The sequence below is a fragment of the Rhodococcus sp. Leaf233 genome (assembly GCF_001426165.1).
GTDB classification, from domain to species: domain Bacteria; phylum Actinomycetota; class Actinomycetes; order Mycobacteriales; family Mycobacteriaceae; genus Rhodococcoides; species Rhodococcoides fascians.
The window spans coordinates 167,198-182,603 of record NZ_LMRO01000011.1; the positions used below are offsets into that span (position 1 = coordinate 167,198).

At 64.4% G+C, this 15,406-nt stretch carries 20 protein-coding genes; 14 read left to right on the top strand and 6 right to left on the bottom strand.

The features are described 5' to 3' along the window. Position 1: 1 nt before the first annotated feature. Genes rplC through rpsQ form a run of 10 tightly spaced genes read left to right on the top strand, consistent with a single transcriptional unit; the run spans position 2 to position 4,982 of the window. Positions 2 to 667, top strand: coding sequence for a 50S ribosomal protein L3 (gene rplC, locus ASH04_RS18740; protein WP_027496309.1), 666 nt, complete (start codon positions 2 to 4; stop codon positions 665 to 667). Next, positions 664 to 1,341 carry a 50S ribosomal protein L4 gene (gene rplD / locus ASH04_RS18745; protein ID WP_008718317.1) on the top strand — a complete coding sequence of 226 codons (678 nt, stop codon included), beginning with the start codon at positions 664 to 666 and terminating at the stop codon, positions 1,339 to 1,341. Before rplC ends, rplD begins: the two co-directional genes overlap by 4 nt. Beyond that, complete coding sequence (gene rplW / locus ASH04_RS18750; protein WP_027496310.1) at positions 1,338 to 1,643, top strand: 50S ribosomal protein L23; 306 nt, start codon at positions 1,338 to 1,340, stop codon at positions 1,641 to 1,643. The genes rplD and rplW overlap by 4 nt, the downstream gene beginning before the upstream one ends. Positions 1,644 to 1,682: 39 nt before the next feature. Next, a complete protein-coding gene (gene rplB / locus ASH04_RS18755; protein ID WP_008718311.1) occupies positions 1,683 to 2,519 on the top strand; it encodes a 50S ribosomal protein L2 in 837 nt (278 codons plus the stop codon). 13 nt (positions 2,520 to 2,532) lie between these two features. Next, complete coding sequence (gene rpsS, locus ASH04_RS18760; protein WP_008718309.1) at positions 2,533 to 2,814, top strand: 30S ribosomal protein S19; 282 nt, start codon at positions 2,533 to 2,535, stop codon at positions 2,812 to 2,814. Beyond that, positions 2,811 to 3,233 (top strand): 50S ribosomal protein L22, encoded by a 423-nt coding sequence (gene rplV, locus ASH04_RS18765; protein WP_027496311.1) that lies wholly within the window; start codon positions 2,811 to 2,813, stop codon positions 3,231 to 3,233. Before rpsS ends, rplV begins: the two co-directional genes overlap by 4 nt. Further along, on the top strand, positions 3,233 to 4,042 hold the full coding sequence (gene rpsC / locus ASH04_RS18770) for a 30S ribosomal protein S3 (protein ID WP_027496312.1): 810 nt from the start codon (positions 3,233 to 3,235) through the stop codon (positions 4,040 to 4,042). The genes rplV and rpsC overlap by 1 nt, the downstream gene beginning before the upstream one ends. A gap of 3 nt (positions 4,043 to 4,045) precedes the next feature. Continuing rightward, positions 4,046 to 4,462, top strand: coding sequence for a 50S ribosomal protein L16 (gene rplP / locus ASH04_RS18775; RefSeq protein ID WP_027496313.1), 417 nt, complete (start codon positions 4,046 to 4,048; stop codon positions 4,460 to 4,462). Continuing rightward, positions 4,462 to 4,707 carry a 50S ribosomal protein L29 gene (rpmC, locus tag ASH04_RS18780; RefSeq protein ID WP_027496314.1) on the top strand — a complete coding sequence of 82 codons (246 nt, stop codon included), beginning with the start codon at positions 4,462 to 4,464 and terminating at the stop codon, positions 4,705 to 4,707. The genes rplP and rpmC overlap by 1 nt, the downstream gene beginning before the upstream one ends. Continuing rightward, positions 4,704 to 4,982, top strand: coding sequence for a 30S ribosomal protein S17 (gene rpsQ, locus ASH04_RS18785; RefSeq protein ID WP_027496315.1), 279 nt, complete (start codon positions 4,704 to 4,706; stop codon positions 4,980 to 4,982). The genes rpmC and rpsQ overlap by 4 nt, the downstream gene beginning before the upstream one ends. A gap of 65 nt (positions 4,983 to 5,047) precedes the next feature. Here rpsQ and ASH04_RS18790 read toward each other — a convergent pair whose 3' ends face one another. The 4 genes from ASH04_RS18790 to ASH04_RS18805 are packed head-to-tail and all read right to left on the bottom strand — an operon-like array spanning position 5,048 to position 11,221. Further along, positions 5,048 to 6,373: an AIM24 family protein gene (locus ASH04_RS18790; protein ID WP_082519329.1), complete on the bottom strand. Its 1,326-nt coding sequence runs from the start codon at positions 6,371 to 6,373 to the stop codon at positions 5,048 to 5,050. 32 nt (positions 6,374 to 6,405) lie between these two features. Beyond that, positions 6,406 to 9,525: a helicase HerA domain-containing protein gene (locus ASH04_RS18795; RefSeq protein ID WP_057474303.1), complete on the bottom strand. Its 3,120-nt coding sequence runs from the start codon at positions 9,523 to 9,525 to the stop codon at positions 6,406 to 6,408. Positions 9,526 to 9,542: 17 nt separating this feature from the next. Further along, entirely contained in the window at positions 9,543 to 10,187 is a 645-nt protein-coding gene (locus ASH04_RS18800; protein ID WP_048319815.1) for a hypothetical protein, read from the bottom strand. Next, a complete protein-coding gene (locus ASH04_RS18805) occupies positions 10,184 to 11,221 on the bottom strand; it encodes an endonuclease domain-containing protein (protein ID WP_057474234.1) in 1,038 nt (345 codons plus the stop codon). The genes ASH04_RS18800 and ASH04_RS18805 overlap by 4 nt, the downstream gene beginning before the upstream one ends. Positions 11,222 to 11,456: 235 nt before the next feature. On the opposite strand from ASH04_RS18805, the gene rplN reads away from it, so the two are divergent. Genes rplN through ASH04_RS18825 form a run of 4 tightly spaced genes read left to right on the top strand, consistent with a single transcriptional unit; the run spans position 11,457 to position 12,907 of the window. Next, complete coding sequence (gene rplN / locus ASH04_RS18810; protein WP_027496320.1) at positions 11,457 to 11,825, top strand: 50S ribosomal protein L14; 369 nt, start codon at positions 11,457 to 11,459, stop codon at positions 11,823 to 11,825. Then, positions 11,826 to 12,143: a 50S ribosomal protein L24 gene (rplX, locus tag ASH04_RS18815; RefSeq protein WP_008718278.1), complete on the top strand. Its 318-nt coding sequence runs from the start codon at positions 11,826 to 11,828 to the stop codon at positions 12,141 to 12,143. A gap of 1 nt (position 12,144) precedes the next feature. Further along, positions 12,145 to 12,717 carry a 50S ribosomal protein L5 gene (gene rplE, locus ASH04_RS18820; protein ID WP_008718275.1) on the top strand — a complete coding sequence of 191 codons (573 nt, stop codon included), beginning with the start codon at positions 12,145 to 12,147 and terminating at the stop codon, positions 12,715 to 12,717. 4 nt (positions 12,718 to 12,721) lie between these two features. Next, on the top strand, positions 12,722 to 12,907 hold the full coding sequence (locus tag ASH04_RS18825) for a type Z 30S ribosomal protein S14 (RefSeq protein ID WP_008718273.1): 186 nt from the start codon (positions 12,722 to 12,724) through the stop codon (positions 12,905 to 12,907). Between the two features lie 91 nt (positions 12,908 to 12,998). Here ASH04_RS18825 and ASH04_RS18830 read toward each other — a convergent pair whose 3' ends face one another. Further along, complete coding sequence (locus ASH04_RS18830) at positions 12,999 to 13,697, bottom strand: DUF6885 family protein (RefSeq protein WP_057474235.1); 699 nt, start codon at positions 13,695 to 13,697, stop codon at positions 12,999 to 13,001. Between the two features lies 1 nt (position 13,698). Continuing rightward, positions 13,699 to 15,066 (bottom strand): glutamine synthetase family protein, encoded by a 1,368-nt coding sequence (locus ASH04_RS18835; protein WP_057474236.1) that lies wholly within the window; start codon positions 15,064 to 15,066, stop codon positions 13,699 to 13,701. Positions 15,067 to 15,406: the final 340 nt, after the last annotated feature.

Consider the following 15,406-nt stretch of genomic DNA (forward strand, 5'->3'; position numbering starts at 1 on the left):
GATGACTGATAACAAGAACCGGCCTGCGACAGGAATTCTGGGCACCAAGCTCGGAATGACCCAGGTCTTCGACGAGAACAACCGCGTCGTTCCGGTGACCGTGATCAAGGCAGGCCCCAACGTGGTCACCCAGATCCGCACCCAGGAACGTGACGGCTACAGCGCCGTCCAGGTCGCATTCGGTGCGATCGACCCGCGCAAGGTGAACAAGCCCACCACCGGCCAGTTCGAGAAGGCAGGTGTCACGCCGCGTCGCCACATCGTGGAGATTCGCGTTGCCGACGCCTCGCAGTTCGAGGTCGGCCAGGAGCTCACGGCTGCAGTGTTCGAGGACGGCGCATACGTCGACGTCACCGGCACCAGCAAGGGCAAGGGCTTCGCCGGAACCATGAAGCGTCACGGCTTCAAGGGACAGGGCGCGAGCCACGGTGCACAGGCTGTGCACCGTCGTCCCGGATCCATCGGTGGCTGTGCAACGCCGGGTCGCGTGTTCAAGGGAATGCGCATGTCCGGACGTATGGGTGGCGACCGCGTCACGACGCAGAACCTCTCGGTCCACAAGGTGGACAGCGAGAACGGTCTGCTGCTGATCAAGGGAGCGATCCCGGGCCGTCGCGGCAACGTCGTGATCGTCAAGTCTGCATTGAAGGGTGGTGCACGGGCATGACCAGCCTCGAGAAGAACACCGAGACCAAGCTGACGCTCGATGTCAAGGAAGCCGGCGGCAAGACCAACGGCACCGTCGATCTCCCCGCGGAGATCTTCGACGCACCGGCGAACATCGCGCTGCTGCACCAGGTCGTCATCGCACAGCTGGCAGCTGCTCGTCAGGGAACCCACTCCACGAAGACTCGTGGCGAGGTTCGCGGCGGCGGCAAGAAGCCGTACCGGCAGAAGGGCACAGGCCGCGCCCGTCAGGGCTCGACCCGCGCTCCTCAGTTCGTCGGCGGTGGCACGGTTCACGGACCGCAGCCGCGCGACTACAGCCAGCGGACCCCCAAGAAGATGAAGGCCGCCGCACTGCGCGGAGCCCTCTCCGATCGGGCCCGCAGCGAGCGCCTGCACGTCATCACCGAATTGGTTGCCGGACAGGTTCCGTCCACCAAGGGTGCGAAGACGTTCCTCGCCGAGATCTCGGACCGCAAGAAGGTCCTGCTCGTCGTCGGCCGCGAGGACATCGCAGCCTGGAAGAGCGTTCAGAACCTGGACGGCGTGCACCCCATCGCACCCGACCAGCTCAACACGTACGACGTGCTCAACGCCGATGATGTCGTTTTCAGCGTGGAAGCGCTGAACACCTTCATCGCTGGGCCTGCAAAGAACGAGGAGGCAAGCAAGTGACCACGATCGCCGATCCCCGCGACATCTTGCTGGCACCGGTCATCTCCGAGAAGTCCTACGGACTGATCGAAGAAGGCACGTACACGTTCCTGGTGCACCCGGACTCGAACAAGACGCAGATCAAGATTGCCGTCGAGAAGATCTTCGACGTCACCGTGACCAGCGTCAACACGATGAACCGTCAGGGCAAGCGTAAGCGGACCCGGTTCGGTTACGGCAAGCGCAAGGACACCAAGCGCGCGCTCGTAACGCTCTCCGCCGACAGCAAGCCCATCGAGATCTTCGGAGGTCCGGTCGCGTAAGCGACTGGGACTCTTCGGATATAGAGGACGAGAAGACTCATGGCAATCCGTAAATACAAGCCGACAACCCCGGGCCGTCGTGGCTCCAGCGTGTCCGACTTCGCTGAGATCACGCGTTCGACCCCCGAGAAGTCGCTGATCCGCCCGCTGCACGGTCGCGGTGGACGTAACGCACACGGTCGTATCACCACCCGGCACAAGGGTGGCGGTCACAAGCGTGCGTACCGTCTCATCGATTTCCGTCGCAACGACAAGGACGGCGTGCCGGCCAAGGTCGCTCACATCGAGTACGACCCCAACCGCACCGCGAACATCGCACTGCTGCACTTCGCAGACGGCGAGAAGCGCTACATCGTCGCACCCAAGGGCATCGCCCAGGGCTCGCCGATCGAGCAGGGTGCCAATGCCGACATCAAGCCCGGCAACAACCTGCCCCTGCGCAACATCCCGACGGGTACGACCATTCACGCGGTCGAGCTCCGTCCGGGTGGTGGCGCGAAGATGGCCCGCTCCGCCGGAGCGAGCATCCAGCTCCTCGGTAAGGAAGGCCCTTACGCCACGCTGCGTATGCCGTCCGGTGAAATCCGTCGCGTCGACGTGCGCTGCCGCGCAACCGTCGGCGAGGTCGGCAACGCCGAGCAGTCGAACATCAACTGGGGCAAGGCCGGCCGCATGCGCTGGAAGGGCAAGCGCCCGACCGTTCGTGGTGTCGTGATGAACCCGGTCGACCACCCGCACGGTGGCGGCGAGGGCAAGACCTCCGGTGGACGCCACCCGGTCAGCCCCTGGGGACAGCCTGAAGGCCGTACCCGCAAGAACAAGGCGAGCGACAAGCTCATCGTCCGTCGTCGTCGTACCGGCAAGAACAAGCGCTAGGAGGGAGTTCAGAATGCCACGCAGCCTGAAGAAAGGCCCGTTCGTAGACGATCACCTCCTCGCGAAGGTTGACGTCCAGAACGACAAGGGAACCAAGCAGGTCATCAAGACCTGGTCCCGTCGATCGACAATCCTCCCCGACTTCATCGGTCACACTTTCGCCGTCCACGACGGTCGCAAGCACGTACCGGTGTTCGTGTCCGACTCGATGGTCGGCCACAAGCTCGGAGAGTTCGCACCGACCCGCACGTTCAAGGGTCACATCAAGGACGACCGGAAGGCGAAGAGGCGATGACCAACTTCACCCCCACCGCCAATCCGACTGCCAAGGCCGTAGCGAAGCACGTTCGCGTCACGCCGATGAAGGCACGTCGCGTCGTGGATCTGGTTCGTGGGCGCTCCGTCGAGGACGCGCTCAACATCCTCAAGTTCGCGCCGCAGGCAGCGAGCGAGCCGGTCGCCAAGGTGATCGCGTCCGCAGCCGCCAACGCCGAGAACAACCTGGATCTCGATCCCAGCACGCTGATCGTCGCTACTGCATTCGTCGACGAGGGCACGACCCTCAAGCGATTCCAGCCGCGTGCTCAGGGCCGGGCATTCCGGATCCGCAAGCGCACCAGCCACATCACGGTGATCGTCGAAAGCCTGCCCAAGACCGGCGGAACGTCTCGTAACCGTCGTAAGGGCCAGGCGTCCAAGGAAGGGGCTCAGTAGTGGGTCAGAAAATCAACCCGCACGGCTTCCGCTTGGGTATCACCACTGACTGGAAGTCGCGTTGGTACGCAGACAAGCAGTACTCGGAGTACGTCAAGGAAGACGTCGAGATCCGCAAGCTCCTCGCCACCGGCATGGAGCGCGCGGGTATCGCCAAGGTCGAGATCGAGCGCACTCGTGACCGTGTTCGCGTGGACATCCACACGGCACGTCCGGGCATCGTCATCGGTCGCCGTGGTGCCGAGGCCGACCGCATCCGCGGAGCGCTCGAGAAGCTGACCGGCAAGCAGGTTCAGCTCAACATCCTCGAGGTCAAGAACGCCGAGTCCGAAGCTCAGCTCGTGGCCCAGGGTGTTGCCGAGCAGCTCAGCAATCGCGTCGCATTCCGTCGCGCGATGCGTAAGGCCATCCAGTCGGCCATGCGTCAGCCGAATGTCAAGGGCATTCGTGTTCAGTGCTCCGGCCGTCTCGGTGGCGCTGAAATGTCTCGCTCGGAGTTCTACCGCGAGGGACGCGTTCCCCTGCACACGCTCCGTGCCGACATCGACTACGGGCTGTACGAGGCCAAGACCACCTTCGGCCGCATCGGCGTCAAGGTCTGGATCTACAAGGGCGACATCGTCGGCGGACGGCGTGAACTCGCTGCCGCTGCGGCTCCGGCCGCCGGTGCAGACCGTCCCCGTCGTGAGCGTCCCACTCGTCCGCGTCGCAGCGGTGCCTCGGGCACCACGGCGACCAGCACCGAGGCCGGCCGCGCGGCATCCGCAACCGAGGCTCCGGCCTCGACCGAGCCCACTCAGGAGGGCTGACGCATGTTGATCCCCCGCCGGGTCAAGCACCGCAAGCAGCACCACCCGAAGCGTTCGGGTGCCGCCAAGGGCGGAACTCAGGTGACATTCGGTGACTACGGCATTCAGGCTCTCGAGCCCGCCTACATCACCAACCGTCAGATCGAGTCCGCTCGTATCGCGATCACTCGCCACATCAAGCGTGGCGGCAAGGTCTGGATCAACATCTTCCCGGACCGCCCGCTCACCAAGAAGCCTGCCGAGACCCGCATGGGTTCCGGTAAGGGTTCGCCCGAGTGGTGGATCGCGAACGTCAAGCCGGGTCGCGTGCTCTTCGAGCTGTCGTACCCCGACGAGACCATTGCGCGTGAGGCACTGACTCGCGCCATCCACAAGCTGCCCATCAAGGCACGCATCATCACCAGGGAGGAGCAGTTCTGATGGCTACCGGAACCCCAGCCGCAGAGCTCCGCGAGCTCACCGGTGAAGAGCTGGTCACCAAGCTGCGTGAGTCGAAGGAAGAGCTGTTCAACCTTCGTTTCCAGATGGCTACCGGCCAGTTGGACAACAACCGTCGACTGCGCACCGTCCGTCACGAGATCGCGCGCATCTACACCGTCCTGCGCGAGCGTGAGCTCGGCTTGGCATCTGGTCCTTCCGAGGACACTGCAGGTGACGCGGCATGAGCGAGGAAAAGACTGTGACTGAAGAGCGCAACAACCGCAAGACTCGGATCGGCTACGTCGTATCCGACAAGATGGAGAAGACGATCGTCGTCGAGCTCGAGGACAGGGTCAAGCACCCCCTCTACAGCAAGATCATTCGTCGCACCACCAAGGTCAAGGCACATGACGAGAAGGGCGACGCCGGCGTAGGCGATCGCGTTCAGCTCATGGAGACCCGTCCGCTGTCCGCCACGAAGCACTGGCGACTGGTCGAGGTTCTCGAAAAGGCCAAGTAGTACCTGCACAAAAATGCCCGCTCCCTTCCCGGGGGCGGGCATTTGTGCTTCCCGAAGCATGCGGCTTACCTGCCCAGCAAGCCGCCCAGTGCTCCGCCGACGCCTGCTTGCTCACCGCCACCGGTACCGCCGACCAGTCCACCCGGCGGCTGTTCCGACGGCTGCACCACCACGAACCCCTGGCCGGCGAATTCCAGCGTGAACCTCTCTCCGGTCGAGCGGCCGATCAACGTTCCGAGCCCGAACGAGTCGTTCTTCTTCACTCTCGTCTGCAGAGACGACGACCACGCAACTGCTGCCTGCGGGTCGGCGAACGTCGGCTGGTCGACGTTCAGGACGACCGGCACTCCGTCGGTGGTGATGGCGATACGGCCCCGACCGGTGAACACACAGTTGAAGAACCCCGCGTTTCCACCCGCAGCGGCACCCTGGACACGCTTGATGTCGTAACTCAGCGAGGAGTCGAACGCGAGAACGTTGGCCCCGTTGATGGTGAGCCCGTCCGTACCGTCGAGATCGATCAGATGGACGTCCTGTGCGGCGTTGGCGAGGAACAGGTCGCCCTGGCCCGTGACCTTCATCAGAGGGACGCCTTCGCCGGACAGGGCTTGTTTGAGGGCTCGACCTATACCCCCGGAGCCCTTGGCCTCGAACTGCAGAGTGCCCTGGTACGCGACCATCGAGCCGGCCCGAGCCATGATCTCGCCGTTCATGCCGACCCGGCACATCTTGCTGCCCTGTTTCTGAATCCCCGATCCGGGAACTTCGGCGTGGGCGGGCGCGAACAGTTCACTTCTCATGGTCAGGACTCCTTGTGGGACAGGTGAATTCACGATCGCTTCGCTTCGGTGCGAGGGTGGTGCCGTCGGTGCCTCGGGTGTGGGCGGATCGTCGTCCTCGACGCTGATACCGAACGCGGTGGCCAGGCCCGCCAACCCATCGGCGTACCCCTGGCCCACCGCCCGGATTTTCCATTGCTGGTTGCGGCGATAGAACTCCAGGATGACGAGAGCACTCTCGTCGCCGAGTGCGTCGGCGGTGAATCCGACGATCGCACCGCCCGACGTGTCGGAGACGGTCACCGATGTCGGGCCGGCGGCAGCGAACGTTGCCGGACCGGTACCGTCCAGCGATGCCGCGATGGCAACGGTCTCGATATCGGCTGGAATCGCGGAGGGATCGATCAGGACGAGATGGCCGGACGGTCCGCGCTGGTACTCGAGGCCTGCGCCCTCGGGTTGGTTGTAGAACACCAGATCCGCGTCCGAACGCACCCGTCCGTCCGGCCCCAACAGCAGCGCAGACACGTCGACCGACGTCGAGGCGGTAAGTGTCACCGTCAGCCGGCCGGTCGGAGCGGGGCAGTTCTCCCCGCGAGCGAGGTTTTTCATCGGATCCAGTGTGCCAGTGTCGACGCGTGCTGTCAGGAACGCGCGAGTTCGATGACTTCTTCCTCGGTCGGCGGGCTCTTCGGGTGGTAGGACAGGCACAGGGGAGTGGCGGTTCGCCGGAACTCTGCGCCCTCGACGGCAGCGTAGAACTGCCCCGCGGGCAAACGGCCGACATCGGGTACCGAGCCGCCTTTGACGCGGGCCATCTCCTTGGCCGCCTCGACCTGGGACGGGCTGTTGAGCAGTCCGTAGAACTGCGTCGACGCGTTTCCGGCGATGCGGTTGTGCAACCCCTTCGGTGCCTGCGTGGCAAACACGAGACCGAGACCGTACTTACGCGCCTGCGACGCCAGCGCAAGTGTGCTGTGTGTCGCTGCGGTCGTGCGATCGGAGGGGGCGAAGTTCTGCGCCTCGTCCATCACGAACAGTCCGCCGAGCGGCCGGTCACCCGCCGGGTTCTTCTTGATCCAGGAGAACAGGCCCATCTGCAGTTGATTGACGAAGCTCTGCTTCTGCTCGTCGGTGGTCAGGCCCGCCAGATTGATCACCGATACTCGGGCCTTCTTTCCGTCGGCCGGAGTCAGCAGCACTGCCGGGTCGACCGGGGTGCCCGCCCCTGCGAACATGGGGTCGTTGGCCACGGCAGCCTTCAGATTTTCGGCCAGTCCCTGCGCGATCCGTACGGCATCGCGCAGGTCGCTGGTGTCCTCGGGCAATTCTTCGAGCAGGTCGATGAAGTCCGCCAGCGTGCCGCCCTGTGGGCGTCGACCGAAGAGATCGAGCGCCGACTTCAGCACTGCGCGGCCGTGTTTCGCCTTCTGGGAAGTACCCAGGACGCCGGCGGCGGGCTCGAGCGACGCCAATGCGGATTCGACGGAGGAATCGAACTCGTCGGCATCACCGAGAACGCTGACGAAATCGGGCAGTGGCTGAAAGCTCAGCGGTCGGCCCGCCGACTTGCGGGGCGTCCACACCACGACGTCGGTGTCGCGTAGATACGCCGCCGCCTTGGCCTCGTCGCCCGGCGGCCACGTCCGTTCGTCCTCGGGCCACGCGGTGCCGAGGCGAGCCAGGTCGTTGTTGACGTCCAACACGATCGCCGAAACACCTTGCAGCGCACATTCTTCCACCAGTCGGCGAATCAGTACCGTCTTCCCCGATCCGGAACCCGCGAAGATCGCTGTGTGCTTACGGAGCGCCTCGAGTTGGATCACGACGTCCGCACCGGTACTCACTTCCGACCCGGCGACGATCGACGGCCGGCGGCTCGCAATCGGCTCGGCCGCGACGGTGTTCTCGGGTTCGATCAATGCGGTGTCGTCGTCGACGACGCTGACTGCAGGCAACACGGAGGAGAACAGTTCGACCTCGTGTGCGGGCTTGCGCGCGAGCAACCACGACGTGAGAGCGGGGGAGTTCTCGGCCAGCAGGACCGACAGAGCCGCCAAGGCCCTGCGGTCCTCGTCGCCGAACGGAACGACAATGCCGCCGGCACGTCGCAGAGCGGCGACGGTCTGCTCGGTCTTCGCGCCATTGGGCCACGGGTCGTTTCTGATGAGGATCAGTCGCCGTTTCGGCATGTCTGCCCTGAGGCCGGCCGTGGTCACTGCACGCTCCACACGGGCCAACGCGGCCCTGGCGTTGCCGGAGGAGACCGCGCGGAAGCACCAGTGCTCCTCGTCGTCCGTATCGGTGTCGACGGTATGTCGCAGCCTGGCATGCAGGGCAGGCTTGCCGCTCGGAGGTGGGTCCTGGGCAAGGCTGTCGTCCGAGGACTGATGCTCGTGGATCCACGCGGTCAGGCCCGCAGACAGGAGTGCGGGGACGATCGAGTCCTCACTGTCGGGCTTCAGCGGAATGGAGACGTCGACCTGTTTGCGCAGTTCTGCGTAGCGATCGTCGAGTATGTCGAGTTCGTCGACCCGTGCTTTGGGGAGGTCCTGCGCATCCGCGGGCCCGGACTTGTCCGTGAAACTCTCCAACTCCGACGCGACGCCGGTGTCGAGGCAGTGCCTGATGTGACGGTCGACCGCGATCAGCAGCTGCCGCGGAGTGAAGTCCGGGGCCTGCTCGAATGCGTCGGGTGCCACCGGCCACGTCGGATGCGGCGGGGTGAAGCCGGCCTCGAGAAAGCACGCCGCCAGACGTCGGCCCAGTAACAGGCGTCCGATGTCGGACGACGGAATCGGCTTGAGAGGCTGCGTCACTCGGAAGCGGTCGCGCATCGGTGCCACGCCGCGGGCAGCGATCAACTCCCACGCGCTCGACAGTGCCGAGAGAACCGACGCGGTGCGCGGAAGCGTTTCGCGCAGCGACATCAGACCGTGCGCCAGTTGCTCGACGACCTTGTCTTCCTGTGCGTCGGCGAACTCCTGATCCGATCCCGTTCGGGATTGCGCGACCAACGTGTCGATCTGGTCTATCGCAAGAATTGTCGGACCGGTGATGGCCAGCAGTCGTGAGATGTTCTCGGCAATGCCTTGGTGACCGAGCTCGGCCCGGCGGATACCCCAGGGCGAGAATTCTTCGGCATTGACGTCGTCGATCGACTGCAGGTACGCGTCACCGAGATCCTGGACGGCCGAATCGGGGGCGATGGACAGCACCAAGGCGCGCAGCGTGTGCTGCGAGGTACGCCGATGTCGAGGGTGGACCTTGTATACGGCGGTGACGAAGTCGTTCAGTGTCTCGGCGTCGATCATGTTCTCGCCCATGATCTTTGCGCGTTGTTCGTCGGGAATGTCACCGATCGTGCACAAGCGACGCAGCAGAAGTGCGAGTTGGCTGTCGGATCCTTGGCCGGAGGGCCGCATCAGGTCGTCGAGCATCCCCATGAGAGTCGATCGCCAGAAGCCCGCGGCGTCGAGCAGCCTGATCAGGAAGAAGTACCCGCCCTTCTGCTGCACCTCCTCGCGCACCTGCCCCAGCAGATGCGTCTTGCCGGATCCGGCCGGCCCGCGTACGACGACTCCGAGCGGACTGGCGTCATCCGACGTCTCTGCGTCGTCATAGGCGTTCATCACCTCGAGGAACACCCGCTCGTGCATACCGGGAACGTGCACGTTGGACTGCGAACGCCACACGTCGTCGGGGGTCGGGGCCCAGCTCAGCCGTACCGATTCCAGAGCCCGGATCTGCTCGTTGTCCGTCATCGTGGAGTTCACGCCCATCATGATTCGATCGAGAGAAGGTGGTTCTGCTGATTACCGACGACGACGGCCGCAGCGCGTTCCTCGTCGGTCAGCGTCTTCTGGTTTTCCTCGGGTATCAACGAGACGTCTGCCGCGCGACGCAGCCGTGCGAGTGCATCGTCGAGATCGCCACGAGGTATGTCTCGCAACTCGTTTCGCAAGCGAGACAGCCGAACGGTGCTACCGGGTTCACGTGCGAGCGACGCGTACGCGGCGCGAATCGAGGCCTCGATGTCGACGGCCTTCTCGGAGCTGTCGAGGGGTGCGGTCTCGTCCCCGCGGGGCGAGAACACATCGGCCGGACGGCTGTCGGTGCGATCCAGCCAGCGACGTAGCCCTGCCAACACGGTGAACATGGCCTTGCCTGCGCCTGTCGACCGAGCCGGTGGTTCACCGCCGATGAGCTCACCGCAGGTGCGCCACCCTTTGTCGGTCAGCTCCAGAGTCATCGGGCGCACCGAAGAATCGACCTCGATCAATCCCGAGTTCTTCAGTTTGTCGCGGGAAGCCTTCGGTAGTTCGGGGCCGAGTGCCTTGAGGGCGCTGTTCTTCACCGGACTCGCTTCGGCCATCAGAACGAGCAGTACTGCTGCTTCGGTGCCGTTCAGGTCTTCGGTACTCATCGAGGATCCCCCTTCGATCGTCTTCTCGATACTGCCTCGCGGATGGTAGCCACAGCGCGGTGCGGGTCGTCCATCACCTGAGCGTTGGTGAACCGCAACACCATGTACCCGTGTGTCTGCAGCTGGTTGTCGCGCACGCGGTCCTCGGCAAAGCGCTGGGCGGCACGGTGCTCGTCGCCGTCGATTTCCACGATGACTCTCTCGGTGCGCCACAGTACGTCGACTGTGAACGGACGGCTGAGTTCGCCGAGCCGAATCGAGCGATTGTGCTCTCGACCGGTGGCCCATTCGTGCTGGTCCAGCGCTCTGTACAGGCGCTTCTCCGGATCGCTCGCCGGGTGTGGGTGCCCGGCGATCGGCGGATAGCTCAACGGCCGGAAGCGATCGAGGACAGTGCTGACGCCGGCAGGCACTTCGGGTGCGCGCACCGATACGGACGGGAATCTGTCCATCCTCGACGAGCCACCGCCGGTGAGCCACACGCCCGCCCGTGCGTGAGCACACAGCCATTCCGCTGCGGTCGACACGAAGTCGGCGTCCACGGCGTCGGGTACGACCAGCACGAGAGCGACAACGTCGCGGCCGTGAGCTGCCGCGAGAGCTCGCGCCGAACCTGCCGCGCGGGTCTCGACGGTGAACACCGCCCGGCGTATCGGCCGTCCCGAGGAGGCCGACTCGGCCAGAGCCGCTATGTAGGGGCCGAAGTGTGCCGAGTCGGCAGCCAGGCGAACGGCGGACGTGCGAGCGGCACGCCGCTCCAACGTGGAGGTCCCTGCGTTGTGCTCGAACTCGGGGAGCCACAGCGCGGTCGAGTGGACCGCTGCGGTCTCCAGCGACGTGACCACCATCTCGACCAGGTCTGCCGAACGACGAGATGCCGGCTCGTCGACAGTGAAGAAGACGATCGCGGGTGCGTCGGCGGGGAGCGGGTTCGCGGATTCGGCGAGCTCGCGTTCGGACGCCCCGCGAAGTCGAGTCACTCGATCTGCGGGAAGACTCGACCACCAGCCTGCGGTCTCACCGTTCCCGATCACAGCTGTTCCCCGCCCACCCCTGTTGCCCCATCTCCGAACCGTACCGACAAGGTCCGACACGTAGGGGGCAAGCACGTCTCCGTGACGGCGATTTGGCTCTGGCATCGGCGTTCCCCTACACTTGACCGGTTGCCTGTGGCAGCGGTGTGTCTTCGTGCGCCCGCTCTCGGCAGCCGACCGCGCGTGTCGGGACGGAAATCCGGCACGTACGTACATCCAGGTCAAGGAGAAGTTAGTGATTCAGCAGGAGTCGCGAGTACGCGTCGCTGATAACACGGGCGCGAAGGAAATCCTTTGCATCCGCGTTCTCGGTGGTTCGTCACGTCGCTACGCCGGAATCGGCGACATCATCGTAGCTACGGTGAAAGACGCCATTCCCGGTGGAAACATCAAGAAGGGTGAGGTCGTCAAGGCCGTCATCGTCCGCACCGTCAAGGAGCGTCGCCGTCCGGATGGCTCGTACATCCGTTTCGACGAGAACGCTGCGGTGCTGATCAAGCCGGACCACGACCCCCGTGGAACCCGCATCTTCGGCCCGGTCGGCCGCGAGCTGCGTGAGAAGAAGTTCATGAAGATCGTCTCGCTCGCCCCGGAGGTGCTGTAAATGAAGGTGCACAAGGGCGACACCGTTCTCGTGATCGCAGGCAAGGACAAGGGTGCCAAGGGCAAGGTCATTCAGGCCTACCCCGCTGACTCCAAGGTCCTGGTCGAAGGCGTGAACCGCATCAAGAAGCACACCGCGGTCTCTGCCAACCAGCGCGGCGCATCCTCGGGTGGCATCGTCACTCAGGAAGCCCCGATCCACGTTTCGAACGTCGCAGTTGTCGACTCGGACGGAAACCCCACTCGCGTGGGCTACCGGACCGACGAAGAATCCGGCAAGCGCGTTCGTGTTTCCCGCAAGAACGGGAAGGACATCTGAGATGACTACCACCGAAAACATCGCGGGCGAACAGCCCCGCCTCAAGGCGCGCTACCGCGCTGAGATCAAAGACGCCCTGAACACCGAGTTTGCATACGAAAACGTCATGCAGATCCCCGGCATCGTCAAGGTCGTCGTCAACATGGGTGTCGGCGACGCCGCCCGTGACGCCAAGCTGATCAACGGCGCAGTTGCAGACCTCGCTGCCATCACCGGCCAGAAGCCGGAGATCCGCAAGGCTCGCAAGTCCATCGCACAGTTCAAGCTGCGCGAAGGAATGCCCATCGGCGCACGCGTCACCCTCCGTGGCGACCGCATGTGGGAGTTCCTCGACCGTCTGGTTTCCATTGCCCTTCCCCGAATCAGGGACTTCCGCGGCCTCTCGGGCACGCAGTTCGACGGCAACGGAAACTACACGTTCGGCCTCAACGAGCAGTCGATGTTCCACGAGATCGACGTGGACAAGATCGACCGTCCGCGCGGCATGGACATCACCGTAGTAACCACCGCAACCAACAACGAAGAAGGCCGCGCGCTGCTCAAGCACCTCGGCTTCCCGTTCAAGGAGAACTGAGTCCATGGCGAAGAAGGCATTGGTCAACAAGGCCAACAAGAAGCCGAAGTTCGCGGTGCGTGCATACACTCGCTGCAACCGCTGCGGCCGTCCCCATTCCGTGTTCCGCAAGTTCGGCCTCTGCCGTATCTGCGTGCGCGAGATGGCACACGCCGGAGAGCTTCCCGGAGTTCGCAAGAGCTCCTGGTGATCTGAGGCCTCCGGGCTTCACCACACCACGCTGATGGGCGTGGGTTCCGAAAGGAACCCACGCCCATTTTGCGTTGCTCAGGTCCTGAGTTTCACACCGACCACACGTCGTGTCGTAGATCCAGAGAGCGGACCAGATCCACCGCCGCATGATGATCCTGGCTGTCGACGATCAGCAGCAGGCCACGCTCGGACATCGCCGACGCGAGGGCATCGGTGGAGACGGTTCTACATCCAGGCGGCATGTCCGGGTCTCCGAGTTCCCGGTAGGTGTCGGCAATCGCCACTACGTCCTCGACTGGATCGAATCCCCAGACGGTCACGAAATGTCCTACGTTCCAGTCGAAGTCGGTCAACTCTGCAGTATGTACATTCGCCAACGATGCGAAGCGGAAAGGCCCGTCGGCAAGACGGTCGAGCAGCAGACGCAATCTCTCGACGGAGGGCCCCACGATGGGAACCACGGCGACGCGGTGGTCGGTCGCGGTCTCGATGCCCTCCGTGAGACCTGCTGCCGTGGTCCCGGCTGCGTCGATCGATGCGGCTCTCGGCAGTAGATCCCACCCGTCGGTGATTCGGGGGGTTCCGGGAGGACGGGCCGAGTCGATTGCACCCGGCCAGATCGCGGACCTCGACGCGACCGCGAGGGCCGTCACGCCCGGTGCGTCGTCGCCCATGACGGCCGTCAGCGCAACCGATGCCGAGAACGGTCCGCAGAGTTGATCCGGTTGTGGCAGAGCATGATCGAGGGCCGAGACGATTGTGGTTGCCCCGACAAACCGTCGCAACACGTCAGTAGATCCAGCGCAGCGATTCGAGCAGTTCGTCCTCGGTATGGCTCTCCGCCCACGTGGCATCGGCGTCCCGGCAGGCGACGAACGCGCCCAGAAGTTCCATGCCCAACACGTCTCGGACCAGTGCGGACGACAGGAGGTCTCCGCGCTGTTGCGCGTGGGTCGTCGCGAGTGGGGAGATCCCCGCGGCATCCCGACGAGCATCGTCCCAACCTCCTACGTCCTCCTGGACCGGAGACGGCAACTGCGCCGAATCCGCCACTCCCGCCAGACCGGCCGCGATCGTGACGGCCAGCGCCAGATACGGATTGGCGGACGCGTCGCACGCCTTCAATTCGACGTTGGTGTGTTCCGGGCCGAGAAGGGGCGTGGCCGGTACGAGTCGCACTGCAGCCTCGCGGTTCTCGACGCCCCAGAATCCGAAGGCACCTGCCCAGTACCCCGGTCGACGACGCAGCAGTGACCCTGAACTCGGTGCCGTGATGGCAGTGAGTCCCGGGAGTTCTCGAACGAGGCCCGCGATGTACGCCTGCCCGGTGTCGGACAGTCCGTACTCTCCGTCGCCGGTCAGAGCGTTGTGACCGTCGCGAACCAGTGATGTGTGTAGGTGCCATCCGTTACCCGCACTGCTCGACGAGGGCAGGGGAGCGAAGCTTGCCCTCAGGCCCTGGGCTTTGGCCGCTGAGTGGATGGTCTGCCGCGCGAGTACCTGCGCGTCGGCCGCAGCAAGTGGATCGAGTGGACTCAATGCGATCTCCAGCTGGGAGCCGCCGTACTCGGCATGAATCTGCCCGATGTCGAGGCCATTCGCAGACAGCGCCTCAAGCAGCAGTACTACGAATTGATCGACATCGCGGAGTGCGTTCGCCGAGTAGGCAGGTCCGCGATGAGCGGACAGTCCGTCCGACTCGCGAGTCAGGGCGAACTCGATCTCGAATCCGGCCCGTACCTCGAAACCGGCATCGGACGCCTTCTGCACCTGCCGCTCGAGAACTGAGCGCTGATCGTAGGGCCACGGTGTGCCGTCCGCCGAGACCTGTCGTCCGTGCGCCCAGGCCAGCCCCGGCTGTCCGGACAGGGCGACCACGCTCGACGCGCTCTCGATCACCGGAATCAACCGCACATCGCCGGACGGCGTCGACAGTCCTTCGTGGGCGAATGTGATCCCGTCATGCGAATCGAATACCGCGAACACCGCGGTGACTCCCACTCCACGCCGTGCGACTGCAGTCAATTCTGCGGTGGGCACGGTGCGGGATCGGACGATGCCGTTGTTGTCGACCCAGCCGATGGTCAAGCCGACGATGTTGCGGTCGCGCAGAGTGTGGGTGAGGTGGTCGATGTCGACTGCCTTCGAGTCCGTCATGGTCCGACGTTAGCGAAGAAGTACTCGTCGGGGTGTCCGACTGGACCCGAGCTGTCGCGCAATGGTAAGGCGATTTGGTCTTCGGGTGCGCGATGCCTACACTAGAGCGGTTGCCCGGGCTTCGTCGTGCCTGCACGCGAGTCCTTGCAATACAGAACGCAACCTCGAGTTCTCCGTACGTCAGCATTGAACATGCGGAAGCTCGTAACACCTGGCAGTGCAGCGATGCATTGCTTGGAGCGCAACCCCTGACCGGCAACAGTCGGTCAGGACATGTTCACTTCGCTGTAGGCCCACGATGTGACGAGCCAGGCCCGATGGGTTCTCCGGAACCGGAAGG

Coding starts and splice junctions, on each gene's coding strand:
- rplC (WP_027496309.1), top strand. CDS start 2: ATGACTGATAACAAGAACCGGCCTGCGACAGGAATTCTGGGCACCAAG.
- rplD (WP_008718317.1), top strand. CDS start 664: ATGACCAGCCTCGAGAAGAACACCGAGACCAAGCTGACGCTCGATGTC.
- rplB (WP_008718311.1), top strand. CDS start 1,683: ATGGCAATCCGTAAATACAAGCCGACAACCCCGGGCCGTCGTGGCTCC.
- rpsS (WP_008718309.1), top strand. CDS start 2,533: ATGCCACGCAGCCTGAAGAAAGGCCCGTTCGTAGACGATCACCTCCTC.
- rplV (WP_027496311.1), top strand. CDS start 2,811: ATGACCAACTTCACCCCCACCGCCAATCCGACTGCCAAGGCCGTAGCG.
- rplP (WP_027496313.1), top strand. CDS start 4,046: ATGTTGATCCCCCGCCGGGTCAAGCACCGCAAGCAGCACCACCCGAAG.
- rpmC (WP_027496314.1), top strand. CDS start 4,462: ATGGCTACCGGAACCCCAGCCGCAGAGCTCCGCGAGCTCACCGGTGAA.
- rpsQ (WP_027496315.1), top strand. CDS start 4,704: ATGAGCGAGGAAAAGACTGTGACTGAAGAGCGCAACAACCGCAAGACT.
- ASH04_RS18790 (WP_082519329.1), bottom strand. CDS start 6,373: ATGAAAAACCTCGCTCGCGGGGAGAACTGCCCCGCTCCGACCGGCCGG.
- ASH04_RS18795 (WP_057474303.1), bottom strand. CDS start 9,525: ATGACGGACAACGAGCAGATCCGGGCTCTGGAATCGGTACGGCTGAGC.
- ASH04_RS18800 (WP_048319815.1), bottom strand. CDS start 10,187: ATGAGTACCGAAGACCTGAACGGCACCGAAGCAGCAGTACTGCTCGTT.
- rplX (WP_008718278.1), top strand. CDS start 11,826: ATGAAGGTGCACAAGGGCGACACCGTTCTCGTGATCGCAGGCAAGGAC.
- rplE (WP_008718275.1), top strand. CDS start 12,145: ATGACTACCACCGAAAACATCGCGGGCGAACAGCCCCGCCTCAAGGCG.
- ASH04_RS18825 (WP_008718273.1), top strand. CDS start 12,722: ATGGCGAAGAAGGCATTGGTCAACAAGGCCAACAAGAAGCCGAAGTTC.
- ASH04_RS18835 (WP_057474236.1), bottom strand. CDS start 15,066: ATGACGGACTCGAAGGCAGTCGACATCGACCACCTCACCCACACTCTG.